This window comes from Methylobacterium sp. WCS2018Hpa-22, from assembly GCF_031843785.1.
Classification (GTDB): Bacteria; Pseudomonadota; Alphaproteobacteria; order Rhizobiales; family Beijerinckiaceae; genus Methylobacterium.
In genome coordinates this window covers 133,845-149,212 of the sequence record NZ_JAVTJA010000012.1, presented here as the reverse complement: position 1 = coordinate 149,212, position 15,368 = coordinate 133,845, and the positions used below count along the sequence as shown (strand labels likewise).

The following is a 15,368-nucleotide window of genomic DNA, read 5'->3' as shown; positions in this document are numbered from 1 at the left end:
CGATCAGAGCCGGTATCTCCTTGGGGGGATTGCCGGCTCTGCCGACAATCCGAGGTGCCCGTCTGCGCATGTGCAGGCGGGACAATGGGCACCTGCCGAGTGCTCGATCGCTTCGCCGAGCCGGAGCAGCAGAGGCGTTTTCGACGTGGAATCCTACCTCACCTCCTCCTTCCTGTTGTCGCTCCTGCAGATCGTCTGGATCGACATCATCCTGTCGGGCGACAATGCGGTGGTCATTGCCATGGCCTGCCGCGGCCTGCCCGAGCGGCAGCGGCGGATCGGCGTGTTTGCGGGCGCTTTCGCGGCGGCTCTGCTGCGGATCGTCTTCGCCGTCATCATCTCGCAGTTGCTGGCGGTGCCCCTGCTGAAGGTGGCCGGTGGCCTCATCCTGCTGCATATCGCGGTCAAGCTCGTGCGCGGCGAGGAGGAGGATGAGAGCGCCATCAAGGAGCATTCCAGCCTGCCCAAGGCGATCTGGACCATCGTGGTGGCCGACGCCGTGATGAGCTTCGACAACGTCGTCGCTGTGGCGGGCGCCGCCAAGGGACACGACGAACTCTTCATCATCGGCCTGGCTCTCTCGGTACCGCTGCTTGTGGTCGGCGCCAGCCTGATCACCCGGCTGATCGACCGGTTCCCGATCCTGATTTGGTTCGGCGGCGGGCTGTTGGGTTGGGTGGCCGGCGAGATGATCGCGACGGATCGGCTCGTTCAAGAGCACATGGTCGCGCTCATGCCCCCAACCCTGCAGGGCTTGGTCCCGCACGCGATAGGTGTGCTCGGCGCTACCCTCGTCATTGCCATCGGCCTCCGTCTCAAGCGCAGATCCGACAGGGCCGTCGCGCAGCAACAGGCAGCGGCCGTGGGCAGGGCAGAGGCGGACATGCTCGGGACTTGAAAGAAGCACGAGAAAGAAAGAGCTTCGCGTCACCTCTCCGGTGCATCGCACGACTGTCTCCGGCGTCAGCAGGACAGATCGCCGGTATGAGAAAAGCCTCGTCTTCAAGGGGCAGGGCTGATGCGTTTGGCCGTAAGGCAAAGGTTACGGTAGCTCAGGTGGTCAACGTCACCAGCTTGGGCGGGGTGTTGTTGTTTTCAATCACCAACCGCCGGTTCGCTCAATGGTAAGGTCGGGTGGTTTGCCGTCAGTCGGCTATCGTTCGATCAGATCCGCATGCGGTCGATCAGGACCTTGAGACCTCCGGAGACGTGCCGCCGGCTGGGATAGTAAAGGAACAGGTCTCCCTTTATGGGGCACCATTCCTCCAGGCACAGGACCAGTGTCCCGGCGTCGAGGTACGGCCTGGCGCGATCCTCCCAGACGTAGGCGAGGCCGCCTCCCTTGGCGGCCACCTCGATCATCAGTTGCTGGTCGTCGAGGGTGATAGGACCATCGACCTCGACCTCGATGGCCTCGCCGTCGCGCTCGAACCGCCAGTTGAAGATTTTGCCACTGGGGAAGCGGTATCGGATGCCGGTATGCCGTGCGAGGTCCCGTGGATGCTCTGGACGAGAGTTCTTGCTCAGGTAATCCGGCGAAGCCACCACGACGAGACGCTGCACCGGGCCAATCCGGATGGCAACCATGTCGCGGGATAGCACTTCGCCGAACCGGATGCCGGCGTCAAAACCTTCCTCGACGATGTCGACCAAGCGGTCTGTGGACACGACGTCCAGGTGCAGACCCGGATTTCCCTCGGTCAGCGGAACCAGGACGTCGCGCAGCAGGAAGGGGGCAATCGAGGTGGGCAGGTTGATCCTGACCATGCCGAACGGCGTCTCCCGGAAGGTGTTCAGGCTCTCCTGAGCCCTCGCGATCTGGTCGAAGGCGGGTGCGAGTTCGGCGAGAAAGCGTTCGCCTGCGTCGGTCAAAGCAACGGATCGGGTCGTGCGCTGTAGCAACCGAACGCCGATGCGTTCCTCAAGGCTGCGGATTGCATGGCTGACAGCGGAGGAAGCGACGCCACGCTCAGTTGCGGCTTTCCGGAAGCTGCGATGCTTGGCAACGGCCAGGAAGGTCGACATCTCACCGAGCTCGCTCGCGCGCATTGTTCACTTCCATTCATCACCGCGCGCAGAAACTAGCAGGTTATCGCAGCAGTCGCCCGTCCTTAGGTTCGAGACACCAGCCCATCCGCGATCCGCGGGAATGGCGCCCACGACAGGAAACAACCCATGACGCGCATCGTACGCTTCCATGAAATCGGGGGCCCCGAGGTCCTCAAGGTCGAGGACGTGGCGGTACCGGCGCCGAAGGCCGGCGAGGTCCAGATCCGGGTCAAGGCGATGGGTCTGAACCGCGCCGAGGTGATGTTCCGGACCGGCCAGTACGTCACCGAGCCGACCTTCCCAGCCATCCTCGGGTACGAGGCCGCCGGCACCGTCGAAGCTCTCGGACCGGACGTCGATGGCCTCGCGCTGGGCGATGCCGTCAGTGTAATTCCCTGCTTCATGCTGGGGGAGTACGGCCTGCACGGCGAACTCGTGAACGCACCGGCCACCGGTGTAGTGAAGCACCCGGAGACGCTGTCCTGGGAGGAGGCGGCCGCCGCCTGGATGATGTTCACGACCGCCTACGGCGCGCTGATCGACATCGCGGACGTGAAGGCCGGCGAGACGGTGCTGATCCGCGCTGCGTCCAGCAGCGTCGGGCTCGCCGCCATTCAGATCACAAAGGCGCTTGGCGCCATCCCCGTTGCGTTGACCCGGCGCAGCAACAAGCGCGACGAACTCCTGGCCCATGGTGCCGCCCATGTCATCGCCACGGAGGAGCAGGACCTCGTCGCCGAGGTGAGGCGGATCACGGACGGCAAGGGCGCTCGCGTCGCCTTCGACCCGGTCGGCGGACCGGAGGTCGGTAAGATCCTTGAGGCGTTGAGCTCCCTCGGGATCTTCTTTCAGTACGGCGCGCTCGACACCACGCCCATCACGATCCCGGTCCTGTCGCTGCTCGGCAAGAACCTCACCGTGCGTGGCTACCAACTCTTCGAGATCACCCAGGACCCAGAGCGTCTTCGGAAGGCCAAAGTGTATATCGTCGAGGGCCTCGCGTCAGGGGCACTCAAGCCAGTCATCGCGAAAACCTTCAAACTCGATGGCATCGCCGAGGCGCATCGGTTCATGGAAAGCAACGAGCAGATCGGAAAGATCGTCGTTACGGTCTAGAGCGCTCTCCGCCGAAGTGGATGCCGGTTCGGCGAAAAAGAGCGCGGCAAACAGAGGCTTAGAGATGTGTCCCGACCCAACGTGGTCGGGCGCAGCTCTAGCCGCGGCGCGAGGGCTCGGTAGGGCCGCCGATGGGGGACGCGTCCGCTTGCGGACGTCCAGGATGATTGCGACGACTGGGCTAACCATCCAGCAGCCCAATTCGGCCCGGGCTCGTTCTGCCAGCTTATTCATCTGCCGATTACTCAAGGAGGCCAGCCTCGTGATCGAGCTATGGCGGAGGCGCTACAACAGCATCCGTCCACACTCGTCGGTCGGCTGCCACCCGCCAGCGCCAGAGGTCGTCATCTGGTCAGAAGAGCCAAGCAGCTCAGCGCCGTTCACTCGCCCCGCCACCGTCACACGACCGATGATGCGCTAACTTTGTACTTGGGCCACCAGATGGGGCAGGCCGTGGCGTAATGGTGCCGATTACGGAGGATACCCCCATATTCAAGTTGGGCGGCGCATCCTAGCACCGTCGAAAATGGCCAGTACTTCACTACCGAGCGGACCGACTTCTAAGTCGCGCTGTCTTGGTGGCAGCGCATTACGATGTCTGGGAAGGCTGGCGTCGCCTACGTCCCGCCGGCCTACGCAAACGGGGCCTGCGCCGACGATCGCATCGTGTGCGAAATGGTTCCTCGCCGCTTCGTTTCCTATACAGGCCAACGACTGCAACGTTCAGGCATCATTGAACAATGGCGAGGGATATTCGGCCGCGTGGATGCCGATATGATCGCGTGCAGCAACGCAGATTGCCGCGATTTGCCAAACGAATAGCGCAAAGTAGATAATCTTTGCGCTTTCGTCAAAATGTTCAAATTCAGCCAGCAGGCAAAATTTGATAAGTCCCAAGCAAAGCGGCAATGCCGTTTTGCTTGGGACTGGGTCCTCTTCAGCCATTCACCAACGGTAGCGCAGCGTCGCCAGCACGGTTTGACGATTGCCGTAGAAGCAGCCGGTCGCGGCGATGCAGGTCGATACGTAGGTCTTATCGAACAGGTTCGTCGCGTTGACGGCGAGATCCACGCCTTTCAGCGCTGGATAGCGGTAGCCGAAATCATACCGAACGGCCGCGTCGACCAGGGTGACGACCGGGATATGATAGAGGTTGGCGTTGTCCCCCACCGAGGCGCCTATGTAGCGCACGCCTGCCCCGAGACCGAGCCCGGCCCAATCGCCCGTTCGGAACGTGTAGTCGAGCCAAGCCGATGCCTGGTGCTGGGGCACGAAGGGGAGTTCGTTCCCGATGATGCTTGCCCCGGCCGCGTTCGCATTCGCCTTGGTGATCTCGCTGTTCATGGCGGCGTAGGAGGCGATCAGGTCGAGACTCTCGGTCAGGCTTGCCTTGACCTCCAGTTCCACGCCGCGGACGCGGGCCTCGCCGGTCTGTGCATTGAACCGGAAATCCGTCGGGTCCGGTGTCAGAACGTTCTTCTGCGTCAGATCGAATACCGTTCCCGTCATGAGGAGGTTCGTACCGGGCGGCTGAAACTTGATGCCGCCTTCGATCTGCTCACCCTCCGTCGGTGCGAAGGGCTGACCGGCGCGGTTCGTCCCGGCCGTCGGCTGGAACGAGGTGGCGTAGCTGATGTAAGGCGCCAATCCGCCATCCAGCAGATAGCTCAGCCCGACGCGGCCCGTGAAGGCAGCGTCATCCTGTTTCACTCGCGTGAGCGCGCCGGTCGCGGCATTCGTCGTGCGGGTCACCGCGTCGGCCCAATCCTGACGCCCGCTGACGGTCAGGCGGAAGCCGCCGAAGCGGATCTCGTCCTGCGCGTAGAGTCCGGTCTGGTTTCGTCCCTGGGTGATCCGCGTCCCGAGCGGGGGACGTGTGACCGTGCCTGCATAGACCGGGGCGAACACGTCGACGGATGGCACGATCCGGAGCTGGGACTCATCGTACCGGGCATCCTCGCGCAGGTAGTCCGCGCCGAGGAGAAGCGTATGCGCGAAGGGGCCGGTGGAGAAGCGGGCTTCGGCCTGGTTGTCGATGTTGAACAGGTCGGACCTCTCCGGGAAGGCCCAGGCGTAGCGGGAGAGCGTGCTGTTATCGGCGCCGAGGCCGATTGCCTGCACACGCTGGGTATTGGCGTCGACATGCGAGTAACGCAGGTTCTGCCGGACGGTCCAGACGTCGTTGAAGCGATGTTCGAACGCGTATCCGATGAAGCCTTGCTGCAGCTTGAACCGGTCGTAATTCGGCTCTCCGATGAAGCGTTTCGTAGGGATGCGGCCCTTCGGGTTCGCGTAGAGTGTGCCCAGGGCGGGCAAGCCCTGAGGCGCTCCCCCGCCGGGCGAATCGATGTTGAGATATTGTGACAGGATCGTCAGGGACGTATCGGCATCCGGCCGCAGAGTGAGGCTCGGCGCGATGAAGACGCGGTCTTCCTCGAGATAGTCGAGCTGCGTTCCCGTGGTGCGGGCCAGACCGGTCAGCCGATAGAGGATCCTGCCTTCAGGATCGATCGGCCCGGACAGGTCGAAGGCGGCTTGCGCACGCCCGAAACTACCGGTCTGGAGTTGGATTTCACGAAGAGGTGTCGCCGTCGGACGCTTGCTCACGAGGTTGAGCAGGCCCCCTGGGGAATTCTGACCATACAGTCCCGACGATGGCCCCTTCAGCAACTCGACACGCTCGAGACCATAGGATTCGACACGCGGTTGCGAGTAGCCCCGGGCTCCGAAGGGCAACCGCAATCCATCGAGGTAGCGGCCCGGCACGAAGCCGCGGACGTAGAGCCAATCATAGCGCACATCCGTGCCGTACTGGTTCATCACGCCGGGCGTGTAGAGCAGGGCCTGACTGACGCTCTGGGCCTGACGGTCCTCGATCTCCTTCCGCCCAACCACGTTGATGGCCTGAGGGGTCTCCAGGATCGGCGTTCCGGTTTTGGTCGCGGTGGCGCTGCGGCGGGCGACATAGCCGTGGACGGGACCGATGGCGTTCTCGCCCGACACCTCCAGCATGTCGAGGGCAACGGCCCCGGCCTGATCCGGGGCGACGATACCGGCCTGTGCCACCACGCGCAGGAGGGTGGCGGATCGCTCGGCGGTGAACTGGGGCGTCAGTCCCGTGCCGGCCAGGAGCCGCCGCAACCCTTCGGCACGGTCGTAGCGTCCGACGACTGCGATCGAGCGCAGATGTCGGGTGGCGCTGCTGTCATAGATCAACTGAACGCCACTGGCCGCGCCATAGGCCGCGAGCGCTTCGTCGAGGGGCATGGCGGGAAGGGCGAAGTCGATCGCCGCGTCCTGGGCCGGCATGAGTGCCGATGCCTGGACGAGATGTAACCGACCCATCGTTGCAGACGGGCCGGCATGCTCGATCGCCGCCGAAGCCGGAGCCGGCATGACGGCGACCAATGTCGCGAGACCGCTCAATCCAATGGCCATCCGGTACTGGTCCCGTCCCCGGTCTTGTCTGCTACGCCGCACCGTCATCAGCCCCATCGTCTCAAGGCGGCTTGCCACCGCTGTGCGACGGGTCGTGATCGCCCGTCTGATTCCTGAGACGCTGCGGAGCCCGTCACCCCGCAAGAAAAGTCCGTGACGGGTCAGCGCAGGATGACGAGCCGGTCGCCGAGCCTGAATTCGGAGAGAGCGAGGGCGGTGCGGATGTTCGTGAGTGCCTCCTCCGGACGGGACAGGTGGAAGATGCCCGTCACCCGCCGGGCGGAGGCCGCCGAACTGCCCAGCACGATCCGACCGGGGCGATAGCGGTTGAGATCATTGACGACCTGAGACAACGGCGTGTCGCGGAAGACGAGAAGGCCGCGCCGCCACGCCGCTGTCGTCGCCGTGTCGATGGAATGAATGTCCCGCGCCCCACGCTTCGTGCCGACCCCCTGGCCGGCGGCCAGAACCGTCGGCGGCGCGCCCGGTTCCGCCACCACTTCGACAGAGCCCGAGAGGCAGGAGAGTTCGGCGTCCGTCCCGCCGGTCCAGCCGGTAAGCCCCTCGGCCGGACGGCAGCGAACGACGAACTCCGTCGCCATCCCGGGACGCGTGGCCACATGCGCCGGACCGACCGTCAGGGAGATCGGACGCGCATTGGCGGGGACCGTGACGGCGACGGCCCCCGCATGCAGGACGAGGGTGCCGGGTTCGGCCGTCCCGGAATCGAGGGCGGTTTCGGCATCAAGCTCGATCCGGACCCCTCCTGGCAGATCGATCGTCCGCACCTCTCCGGTGCCGGTTCGGAAATCCGCGCTCAGTTCGGGCCAGTTCGCCAGGAAGGCAGCCCCACTCGCGGCGATGGAGGCCGAGGCGATGCCCAGCCCCGCACCCCGGAGTATCCGGCGACGGGCGATGTCACGTGGTGCCTCGCGGACAAGGGCAGGGGCGACCTGCTTCGGGAGCGCGATACCGGCTTGGCGCCACAGCTTTGAGGCCGCGATGAAAGCGGCATCGTGCTCGGGCCGCGTGCGCCACGCGGTAAGGGCCTCCGCATCGGCATGCGTTGCCGTCCCGGACGTCAACCGCACGATCCAGGCACGAGCCTCCCGTTCGGCAGCCGCCGCGTCGCCGGATACGAGTTCCCGGTCGTGATCCCCGGCCATCATAGCCTTCGTGCCTTCTCCTCGTGGACACGCCGCAAGAGCATTCCCAGACTGCGGCGTGCAAGGGCTACTCTCCCGGAGCGACGGCTTAGACAGCCTATCCCGCCGCATGCTCGGAGCCTTCGCCGGTTATTGGTATGACTCTGCAACACAGCCCCTCGGTTGCGGGCCGTTACGATGGAAGACGCCTCCGCCCGTGCCGCCCCGCAATCAGCGTCCATGGTGATCGATCCGTAGGCGCTCGGCGCAATGGTCCAGTGCCATCCGAACCTCCGATTCAACCGTGCGGAGCGAAACACCGAGATGCGTGGCGATGGCCGCATGGCTCATGCCCTCGATCCGGCTGAGACGGAAGGCGGTCGCCCGGCGAGGCGGCAACTCGGACAGCGCCTGTGTCAGACGGCGGAGATCGGCACGTGCCTTGGCATCCCGGTCCGGTCCCGGTGCGTCATCCGGCACCGAAAGATGGGCGGCAATGTCCTCTGCGGTGAGCAGGCGTGCCCGACGTGCCTCGGCTCGCCGGTGATCGATCGCCAAGTTCGCCGCGACCTTGAACAGGAATGCGCGTTCGTTCTGCAGCGGGGGATCGTCCAAGGCGACATGGGCCACCCGAAGAAACGTCTCGTGCGCGAGATCGGAGGCTTCGTGAACACCCACCTTCCGACCGAGAAACCGCAAAAGTGCCTCGCGATGGGTGCGATAAAGTATGCCTAGTCGGGACTCCTGTTCGGACTGCGTTCGGGAAACGCGGAGCATTTCGAGTGCCGAGTTAAAGCATCCTGGAACAGATGCGCGTAAAGGATCGGATTGCAAAATTCCGATACACACACAAGAGGCAATTCACACAGAGCAGTGATGTGATCAATATTAGAATTGATACAATTAAATAATCAATCCGCCGCCATACGGGTAGCGTACGCAGCTACGACATCGATGCGCTCCTCGATCGTCTCACCGATGAGGCTCATTGTACGGAGCGCAAATGGATTTGCGGTAATTACTCCGTGTGCCCCCGAGTGATGTCATACAGTGACGCATCGCCTTACCTCCTGCGCTCACTTCTCGGAGGCAGATCCTCCGTCCCGCCCAACACCATTGTCCTTTCGTTGTACGTCGAAACAGGCTGCGGTGAGGCGTCCTTGCAACCGGATGCCTGACACTGCTTCGATGCCGCATTGCCCCTGCCGACATCGCAGGAACGATCGAAATCACTGGTCGAAGCCAACGCGATCATGCCCGCGCTACAGCGGCCGAATCTCTTCGCGGCACGCTCAAGCTTCCTGACACTCGAACATCAGCGCAGCCGACTCGAATTCATTGAGGCGGCCGTGCAAGACCGAAGGCGCCGATGAAAGCGTCGAGATAAGACCCATCCCATGTCACATCCGGCCTTGGCGCGTCGTCACCCACACGGACCAATCACGTGGGGAGAGTGCGATGACCAAAGCTATTCGGCTGCTGGCTGGCCTTCTTGGCGCAGGATTGATCGGCAACGGCCTCTCCATGCTCGCCGCACCCGAGGCTTGGTATTTCGCGGTGCCGGGCGTGACCTCGACAGGCCCGTTCAATCAGCACTTCCTGCGAGATATCGGCCTGATCTTCGTGCTGATCGGGTCGGGATTTGTGTACGGTGTCGTGAGACCCGGCTCGCGTGTCCTGCTCTGGACCATGGGTGCGACCTGGCTCTCGGGCCATGCGCTGTTCCATGTTTGGGAGGTGGCCGTCGGCATTTGCGGACCGGAGGTTCTGCCTCGCGACTTCCCCGCGGTGACACTTCCTGCGCTTATTGCGGTCGCCCTCAGCATCTGGTCGTTCCGCCATGCCGACCATTGACGATCCGACCCTCGTCTTCGAGCAGGAGCGGGTGCGGCTCGTCCGGCTCGCCTACCGCATGCTCGGGTCCATCGGCGAGGCCGAGGATGTCGTACAGGACGCCTGGCTCCGCTGGCGGCGCGTCGACCATGCCGAGGTCGGCTCGGCCGGTGCCTTCCTGTCACGCACGGTCACGCGGCTCTGCCTGGACGTCATGAAGTCCGCGCGGGTACGGCGCGAGACCTATTTCGGGACCTGGTTGCCCGAGCCCGTCGCCATGGCCCCGGACGAAGACCCGGGCGACGACCTGACACTCACGCTGATGTTGGCCCTGGAGCGGCTCTCGCCGCTGGAGCGGGCCGCGTTTCTCCTGCACGATGTCTTCGCAGTCCCGCTCGCGGACGTCGCGGTCACGCTCCGGCGTGAGCCGCCGGCGGTTCGTCAACTCGCCGCGAGGGCCAGGAAGCACGTGCAGTCCGCCCGCCCGCGCTTTCCGGTCGAGAGGGAGGAGGGTACGCGGATCGCGAAAGCTTTCTTCGAGGCATCGGCGACAGGCGACGTCGCGGCCCTGCGCAGCATGCTCGCCGATGCCGTCGTCGTGCACTCGGACGGCGGCGGAAAGGTGCATGCATTCCCGCGGCCCATCGTCGGCATCGACAAGGTCACGCGCATGTTCGAGGGCGCTGCGCGAAAATCGTGGATCCAGCATGCCCAAAAGCTGCAGGACCTCTGGATCGATGGCCTGCCGGGCTATGTCAGCCTGGAGCCGGGCGGAATGCTCCAGACCGTCGCCTTGGATATTCAGGCCGGACTGATCGTCGGCATCTACTTCACCCGCAATCCGGACAAGCTCCAGCGGATGGCCATGCGGTTCGGAGGGATGCCGGGAGCGCCGGTGTCTCACTGAGCCTCAACGGCGGGCGATTGCCAGTTCCTTGCGGCAGGCGATCGAGAACGCGCAGAGCGGGTCGAGGTCCCGGGCATGGCGGATATCCGAGAAGGCGGCGAGATCCTTGTTGGGAGCGAAATAGGTCTCGCCGATGCGCTGCATGACACGCTCGGCCTCTTCGAGTGTCTCCGGCTCTCCGAAGAGCCGGATCTTGTTCACGATGGTATAGAGGTTGACCAGCTTGGCCGGGTCGTCGAGGTCATGCTCGAAGGCGTCGCCGAACAGGGTCGACGCCTCGCGGATGAACTCGCCGTAGAGTGCCTCCCGTCGCGCGCGGTCCTGCACCAGGAGCGTCGCGCGCTCCTGGCTGTGCTGCGTCAACCATGTGGTCGCGAAGGAGGCCATCGCGCCGATGGCCGACCCCGCAAGCGCGGACAACGCCGAGACATAGGCCGCATCCACCGGCGGGGAGCCCCTCAGGCCACGCGTTTCGGCTGCGCCGCCAGCCAGTCGCCGTAGCGCCGCTGCGAGAGCCACGCGTCCCCGGTGGGCGTCAGCCAAGGCCCTCCAAGGACCACCCCGAAATACGCGGCCGTGTCGTCCGTGATGACGTCGCGTGTCTCGCCGATGCCGTCGAAGTGGTGCTTCACCAACTCGGCCATCGGCAGCCGGTCAGGGCCGGCGATCTCGATCATGCCGTTCCGGGGTGGCGCCAGGGCAAACTCGGCGACCTTCGCGGCCACGTCGGCAGATGCGATCGGCTGGATCGACGCGGAGGTGACGCGCGCAACGCCGTCGACGATGGCCGCCTCCGCAATCGCCGCGACGAATTCGAAGAACTGCGTGGCACGGACAAGCGTCCACGGCACGCCCGCCGAGGCGATCAGCTCTTCCTGGGCGAGCTTGGCTCGGAAGTAGCCGCTGTCGAGCAGGAGTTCGGTCCCGACGACCGAGAGCGCGACATGGTGGGAGACGCCGGCATTCTTCTCGGCCTCCGCGAGGTTCCGTCCGGCACGAACGAAGAAGTCCATCGCCGCGTCGTCGGCGAAGGACGGTGAGTTGGCGACATCGACCACCACGCCGGCGCCCCGCAACGCATCCGCGAGGCCTTCGCCCGTGACGGCGTTGACACCCGTATTCGGCGAGGCCGCAAGGACCTGATGGCCGGCGGTTCTGAGAATGGTGACGACCTGCGAGCCGATCAGCCCCGTGCCGCCGATGACGACGATCTTCATGTGACGCTCCATCTTGTCTCCAGTCCCATCGGGACCGGTCGCCGTCATGACGAGGAATGCCCCTCGCGGTGTGACATCGGCGCGGACGATCGATGCGTCCGACTCGGGACCGGCGAGGGCTCGCCATGTGGGATGCTCGCGACGGGCGCGGCCTCGGAGAAAAAGCGTCCCGGTTCGGACCTGCCGGGCCGGGGCGCTATCCTATGGAGACGGTTCCCCGGGACGAATCCCGAGGAACAGCGATTGCCGATGAATCATGCGTGCGCGAACCCCGGTTCGAACGGACGACCGGGTCGGCACTGACCACAAACCCTCAGTAGTCCCAGAACACGGGAACCCACCGAAAGGCGTTGCCATCGACCGCGACTCGACCGACGGACGGGAACGGCAGGTGCGTGGCGATCAACTGCTCACCGGTCGCCGCCAGTTCCCGCAGAAGCCTGACGCGAACGCGAGCCGCCTCCTCGGGATCGTGTTCGAAGCCATTGTGCCAGTCTGGGTGCTCGAACCCGACCGTGAACACGGCGTCGCCGGCGAATGTCAGCCGGTCGCCGCCGGATGCCAGGCGGACCACGCTGTGCCCGGGAGTGTGGCCACCGGTGCGATGGACGACCACCCCCGGCGCGACCTCGTGCTCTTCATCGAACAGCCGCAACTGGCTGCGGTACTCCTGCGCGAACCGCTTGGCGGCCGCCCGAAGCGCGTCCGGGAACCCCTGTGGCATGTCGACATGAGTAAAGTCGGGCGCTTCCCAGAATTTGACCTCGGCGGCCGCCACATGGATCCGCAGGTCCGGGCGCAGCCGCTCCTTCACTCCCTCGACGAGGAGCCCGCCGACATGGTCCATGTGCATGTGGGTCAGCACCACGTCGGTCACGGACGCGAGATCAATACCGGCGGCCTCCAATCGCCTGACCAGTTGCCCGGCCCGCGGCAGGTTGAGGTTCGGGTCCAGCCCCAATCCGGCGTCGATGAGAATGGTCTGGCCGCCACTGCGGACAACCACCACGTTCAGCGACCAGTCGAACGCGTCCGGCGGCAGGAACATGTCGTTCAGCCAAGTCGCCCTCTCGGCCGCCTCGACGTTGTGTCCCAACATCTTGGTCGGGAGCGGCAGCACTCCGTCGCTGACGACCAGCACGTCGATCTCACCGATCCGCACTGCGTAGCGCGAGGGCACCAACTCCTCAGCCCCCACAGGTGGAGCGCCAGTATATCCCGGATCGGTTCGTCCGGTATTGGTTGTTACTACAGTCGTCATCGTCATCCCTTTCGTGGGACGCGCTTGCATCTGGCTCGTTAGGATCAAGAAACGCGCGTCATGCCACAGGGACGAGACTGGGTCGGCAGATGTGACATGAGCGATGAGACCTCGAACTCATCGCTTCTGGATGAACGGTTCTCCTCGATACTTCTCCTCTGAACGGACGGTCCCTCTTCCGACCAATAAGAAGCTTCGAAGCTGGTACCGAGCGTCGGGTTTCCACGTATGGGCGCGTCTCATTCCCCGCATAGGAGTCGGGGGCTCGTCCGCACGCGAGGGCGACGAGAGGCTTCCGTGAGAAACTCGCTGCCCGGATCGTCTATCGCTGCGTGGATTCCACGAAAAACCGCTTCGAGATTTCGGTGCGCACATGTTCGCGGAACAGGTGTACGCGTGCCGGCAACTCCCGTCCCGCCAGGCTCACCGTCCTCGATGTCCCGCCCGTGGTGGCCCACGGTCCGCGAACCCGGACGAGCAGGCCCCCTTCGACGTCACGGGCGGCGATGAGGCTCGGGAGGTGCCCGGTGCCCGGTGCCCGCGCTGGCCAGGGGCAGTCGAAGCGTCGTCGCGACGTCGCTCGCCCGGATGGCGGGACGGATGCCGACCTGTTCCGTGCATTCCTTGCCGTCGTTGAGAAGGATGCCCATCACGCCGGGCCGCTCGCGCGCAACGACAACGTCGTGTTCCGCCAAAGCCGCCAAAGGCGGCGCCCTCGGCTTCGCGGCAGCGGCGCTCCGCACCGGCGCTGCCGGCCGCGTCGGTGCCGGCGATGAGAAGCACACGGCGCTCGACATTGAATTGTCGGTGTCCGCGGCGAGGGCAGCCTACGGCTCTCTCGTCGAAGCGGCGCCGAACCTTCCGAACCGCCGGCCGTTGCTGATCGACTTCAGCCGCACGGACGGACACATGACCCTCACGAAACTCGCTCTCACGACTACGCTGGCTGTCCTGTTGACCGCGCCGGCTTTCGCCGAGCAGCTGGCTCCCACCGGCGGGGCTGGGAACACTGGCGTCATGACGCCATCCATGGAGCCGGGTCCGGTGCCGCGGGCAAGCGGTGCGAGGGGCCGTCCTGCCGATGCTATTCCGGGCAATCCGAGCCCGGCTTCCGTTCCTGGCAGCACGCCGGACGTGAATATCGGCGGCACGCTCACCAGCAGCCCGCCCGGCACCGGTGGGACTTCGGGCGGACCATCTCTTAGCGGGCAGTAGATTGAAGCTTGACCATGTGACGGTGCGACACCAGACCCAGGCATACCAGCCGGAACACGCCCGCTCGCAGCGCATTCTAAGCTCACTTCTCCCAATTCAACGCGTCCAGATGGGCCTGACAAATGTACAATCACATTGAACGTGATCGTCTTGCTACGCCTGCAACCTTGGAACCAGTGGTGCGCGGCTCTAACTCCTTGACCGACATTGGGCGTAGAGAGCCAACCACTAATAGCGGGACGATCCAGCCTACGTCGGCACCTCCGGCTCCATATGTCAGAGCTGTGTCTCCGTCGGTTTTTGAGAGTTTCGGCTCGTTCTCCTGAGAAAGATTTCCCGCAACCAGATCCGTGGCGTCGGCCATACCACCGCGTGGCCGCCGTCACGGATGGGTTACGACCACTCGCCGTGTCGCGGGCTGTCGTAGCCCATCCGTTTGCCTTCCATGCGCGGACGAGCGTGTGAATGCAGTATGGAGGACTAGCGATAACCGGCGATACGTCATCCAGCCTCCCTAGCAGGAGGCAGCTTGACCGCGATCCCGCGAGCAAGGCCGCCCATGCGGATTTGCTCGACGATGATAAAAAGAAGCGTATCCTCTTTCTCGTCCCGCACGGGGCAAGGGAGGAAATAATGTCTGCAAACTGGAAATCAGTTAAAGACGACCTGAACTGGAGCCTGAACCAAGGACAGGATGTAAAAGGTCGCGCTGAGTTGAGGGAGGCCTTCAGCAAGGGCGATGCAAAAGAAATAGGTCACGTGATCGAAGCGTTTAAAATGGGCCAGCGCGACAGCCATAAGCTTGCAAACCTAGCGCGGTGTGCCCAGGAGGACGACAAGAGGCTGTACAATATTGGCCGGAAACTGATCGAGCTGAAGCCTTCATAAAAACCCAGTTGAGAAAGCGGATCATAACACGAAGAACAGCTTAGGGTCATTGAAGCTGCCTTCACTCGCCGTCTGGAGAGGTAATGGCTTTGCCCATCCTCGCGGTTTCTAGTTTTACGCCTCGCCCTGTTCTCTCATCCGCAGATGGCCGGCACGCACCTGTTCGCGCGGAGCGAAGGCGGGTACACCCGTCAGCTTTATGGCCCAGCTCGCGATATCGGCCCCTTCGGGGGTTGCGCGAGACGGCCTCGACCTCGTGAATCAGAGGCGGGGGCGGGGCCATCGACAGGGGTCACGAT

General features: G+C 64.3%; 16 protein-coding genes. 7 read left to right on the top strand and 9 right to left on the bottom strand.

The features are described from left to right. The first annotated feature begins 145 nt into the window (after nucleotides 1–145). Nucleotides 146–898: a TerC family protein gene (locus RQI43_RS17005; protein ID WP_311275916.1), complete on the top strand. Its 753-nt coding sequence runs from the start codon at nucleotides 146–148 to the stop codon at nucleotides 896–898. 266 nt (nucleotides 899–1,164) lie between these two features. Here RQI43_RS17005 and RQI43_RS17000 read toward each other — a convergent pair whose 3' ends face one another. Next, entirely contained in the window at nucleotides 1,165–2,049 is an 885-nt protein-coding gene (locus tag RQI43_RS17000; protein WP_056428071.1) for a LysR family transcriptional regulator, read from the bottom strand. Nucleotides 2,050–2,175: 126 nt separating this feature from the next. Between RQI43_RS17000 and RQI43_RS16995 the strand changes: the two genes are divergently transcribed. Both RQI43_RS16995 and RQI43_RS24570 read left to right on the top strand, forming a co-directional pair. Then, on the top strand, nucleotides 2,176–3,165 hold the full coding sequence (locus RQI43_RS16995; RefSeq protein ID WP_056453995.1) for a zinc-dependent alcohol dehydrogenase family protein: 990 nt from the start codon (nucleotides 2,176–2,178) through the stop codon (nucleotides 3,163–3,165). After that, nucleotides 3,095–3,586, top strand: coding sequence for an integrase core domain-containing protein (locus RQI43_RS24570; protein ID WP_405030647.1), 492 nt, complete (start codon nucleotides 3,095–3,097; stop codon nucleotides 3,584–3,586). The genes RQI43_RS16995 and RQI43_RS24570 overlap by 71 nt, the downstream gene beginning before the upstream one ends. 302 nt (nucleotides 3,587–3,888) lie before the next feature. On the opposite strand, the gene RQI43_RS16985 is transcribed toward RQI43_RS24570, so the two are convergent. From RQI43_RS16985 to RQI43_RS16970, 4 genes are all read right to left on the bottom strand, one after another. Further along, complete coding sequence (locus RQI43_RS16985; RefSeq protein WP_156467767.1) at nucleotides 3,889–4,110, bottom strand: hypothetical protein; 222 nt, start codon at nucleotides 4,108–4,110, stop codon at nucleotides 3,889–3,891. Beyond that, entirely contained in the window at nucleotides 4,111–6,603 is a 2,493-nt protein-coding gene (locus RQI43_RS16980; protein ID WP_056428064.1) for a TonB-dependent siderophore receptor, read from the bottom strand. 161 nt (nucleotides 6,604–6,764) lie between these two features. Beyond that, nucleotides 6,765–7,772: a DUF4880 domain-containing protein gene (locus RQI43_RS16975; RefSeq protein ID WP_311275915.1), complete on the bottom strand. Its 1,008-nt coding sequence runs from the start codon at nucleotides 7,770–7,772 to the stop codon at nucleotides 6,765–6,767. Nucleotides 7,773–7,979: 207 nt separating this feature from the next. Beyond that, a complete protein-coding gene (locus RQI43_RS16970) occupies nucleotides 7,980–8,525 on the bottom strand; it encodes an RNA polymerase sigma factor (RefSeq protein ID WP_311275914.1) in 546 nt (181 codons plus the stop codon). A gap of 681 nt (nucleotides 8,526–9,206) precedes the next feature. Between RQI43_RS16970 and RQI43_RS16965 the strand changes: the two genes are divergently transcribed. Next, entirely contained in the window at nucleotides 9,207–9,602 is a 396-nt protein-coding gene (locus RQI43_RS16965) for a hypothetical protein (protein ID WP_207410996.1), read from the top strand. Beyond that, on the top strand, nucleotides 9,589–10,488 hold the full coding sequence (locus tag RQI43_RS16960) for a sigma-70 family RNA polymerase sigma factor (RefSeq protein ID WP_311275913.1): 900 nt from the start codon (nucleotides 9,589–9,591) through the stop codon (nucleotides 10,486–10,488). Before RQI43_RS16965 ends, RQI43_RS16960 begins: the two co-directional genes overlap by 14 nt. A gap of 3 nt (nucleotides 10,489–10,491) precedes the next feature. Here RQI43_RS16960 and RQI43_RS16955 read toward each other — a convergent pair whose 3' ends face one another. The 4 genes from RQI43_RS16955 to RQI43_RS16940 all read right to left on the bottom strand — a co-directional run bounded on the left by RQI43_RS16955 (nucleotide 10,492) and on the right by RQI43_RS16940 (nucleotide 13,619). Then, nucleotides 10,492–10,932, bottom strand: a complete 441-nt coding sequence (locus RQI43_RS16955; protein WP_311275912.1) for a hypothetical protein — start codon at nucleotides 10,930–10,932, stop codon at nucleotides 10,492–10,494. Nucleotides 10,933–10,946: 14 nt separating this feature from the next. Beyond that, entirely contained in the window at nucleotides 10,947–11,705 is a 759-nt protein-coding gene (locus RQI43_RS16950) for an SDR family oxidoreductase (protein WP_311275911.1), read from the bottom strand. A 313-nt stretch (nucleotides 11,706–12,018) separates the two neighbouring features. Further along, the gene (locus tag RQI43_RS16945) at nucleotides 12,019–12,972 is read right to left on the bottom strand and encodes an MBL fold metallo-hydrolase (protein ID WP_405030646.1); all 954 of its coding nucleotides are present in this window, start codon (nucleotides 12,970–12,972) and stop codon (nucleotides 12,019–12,021) included. Nucleotides 12,973–13,460: 488 nt separating this feature from the next. Next, nucleotides 13,461–13,619 carry a hypothetical protein gene (locus RQI43_RS16940; protein WP_311275910.1) on the bottom strand — a complete coding sequence of 53 codons (159 nt, stop codon included), beginning with the start codon at nucleotides 13,617–13,619 and terminating at the stop codon, nucleotides 13,461–13,463. Between RQI43_RS16940 and RQI43_RS16935 the strand changes: the two genes are divergently transcribed. Together RQI43_RS16935 and RQI43_RS16930 are read left to right on the top strand one after the other, a co-directional pair. Next, nucleotides 13,609–14,181 (top strand): hypothetical protein, encoded by a 573-nt coding sequence (locus tag RQI43_RS16935; protein ID WP_311275909.1) that lies wholly within the window; start codon nucleotides 13,609–13,611, stop codon nucleotides 14,179–14,181. The genes RQI43_RS16940 and RQI43_RS16935 overlap by 11 nt on opposite strands. Nucleotides 14,182–14,646: 465 nt before the next feature. After that, nucleotides 14,647–15,069, top strand: a complete 423-nt coding sequence (locus RQI43_RS16930; RefSeq protein WP_311275908.1) for a hypothetical protein — start codon at nucleotides 14,647–14,649, stop codon at nucleotides 15,067–15,069. Nucleotides 15,070–15,368 lie beyond the last annotated feature (299 nt).

Coding starts and splice junctions, on each gene's coding strand:
- RQI43_RS16995 (WP_056453995.1), top strand. CDS start 2,176: ATGACGCGCATCGTACGCTTCCATGAAATCGGGGGCCCCGAGGTCCTC.
- RQI43_RS16945 (WP_405030646.1), bottom strand. CDS start 12,972: ATGACGATGACGACTGTAGTAACAACCAATACCGGACGAACCGATCCG.
- RQI43_RS16960 (WP_311275913.1), top strand. CDS start 9,589: ATGCCGACCATTGACGATCCGACCCTCGTCTTCGAGCAGGAGCGGGTG.
- RQI43_RS16975 (WP_311275915.1), bottom strand. CDS start 7,772: ATGATGGCCGGGGATCACGACCGGGAACTCGTATCCGGCGACGCGGCG.
- RQI43_RS16950 (WP_311275911.1), bottom strand. CDS start 11,705: ATGAAGATCGTCGTCATCGGCGGCACGGGGCTGATCGGCTCGCAGGTC.
- RQI43_RS16965 (WP_207410996.1), top strand. CDS start 9,207: ATGACCAAAGCTATTCGGCTGCTGGCTGGCCTTCTTGGCGCAGGATTG.
- RQI43_RS16935 (WP_311275909.1), top strand. CDS start 13,609: ATGCCCATCACGCCGGGCCGCTCGCGCGCAACGACAACGTCGTGTTCC.
- RQI43_RS16930 (WP_311275908.1), top strand. CDS start 14,647: ATGCAGTATGGAGGACTAGCGATAACCGGCGATACGTCATCCAGCCTC.
- RQI43_RS17000 (WP_056428071.1), bottom strand. CDS start 2,049: ATGCGCGCGAGCGAGCTCGGTGAGATGTCGACCTTCCTGGCCGTTGCC.
- RQI43_RS16970 (WP_311275914.1), bottom strand. CDS start 8,525: ATGCTCCGCGTTTCCCGAACGCAGTCCGAACAGGAGTCCCGACTAGGC.
- RQI43_RS16980 (WP_056428064.1), bottom strand. CDS start 6,603: ATGGCCATTGGATTGAGCGGTCTCGCGACATTGGTCGCCGTCATGCCG.
- RQI43_RS16985 (WP_156467767.1), bottom strand. CDS start 4,110: ATGGCTGAAGAGGACCCAGTCCCAAGCAAAACGGCATTGCCGCTTTGC.
- RQI43_RS24570 (WP_405030647.1), top strand. CDS start 3,095: ATGGCATCGCCGAGGCGCATCGGTTCATGGAAAGCAACGAGCAGATCG.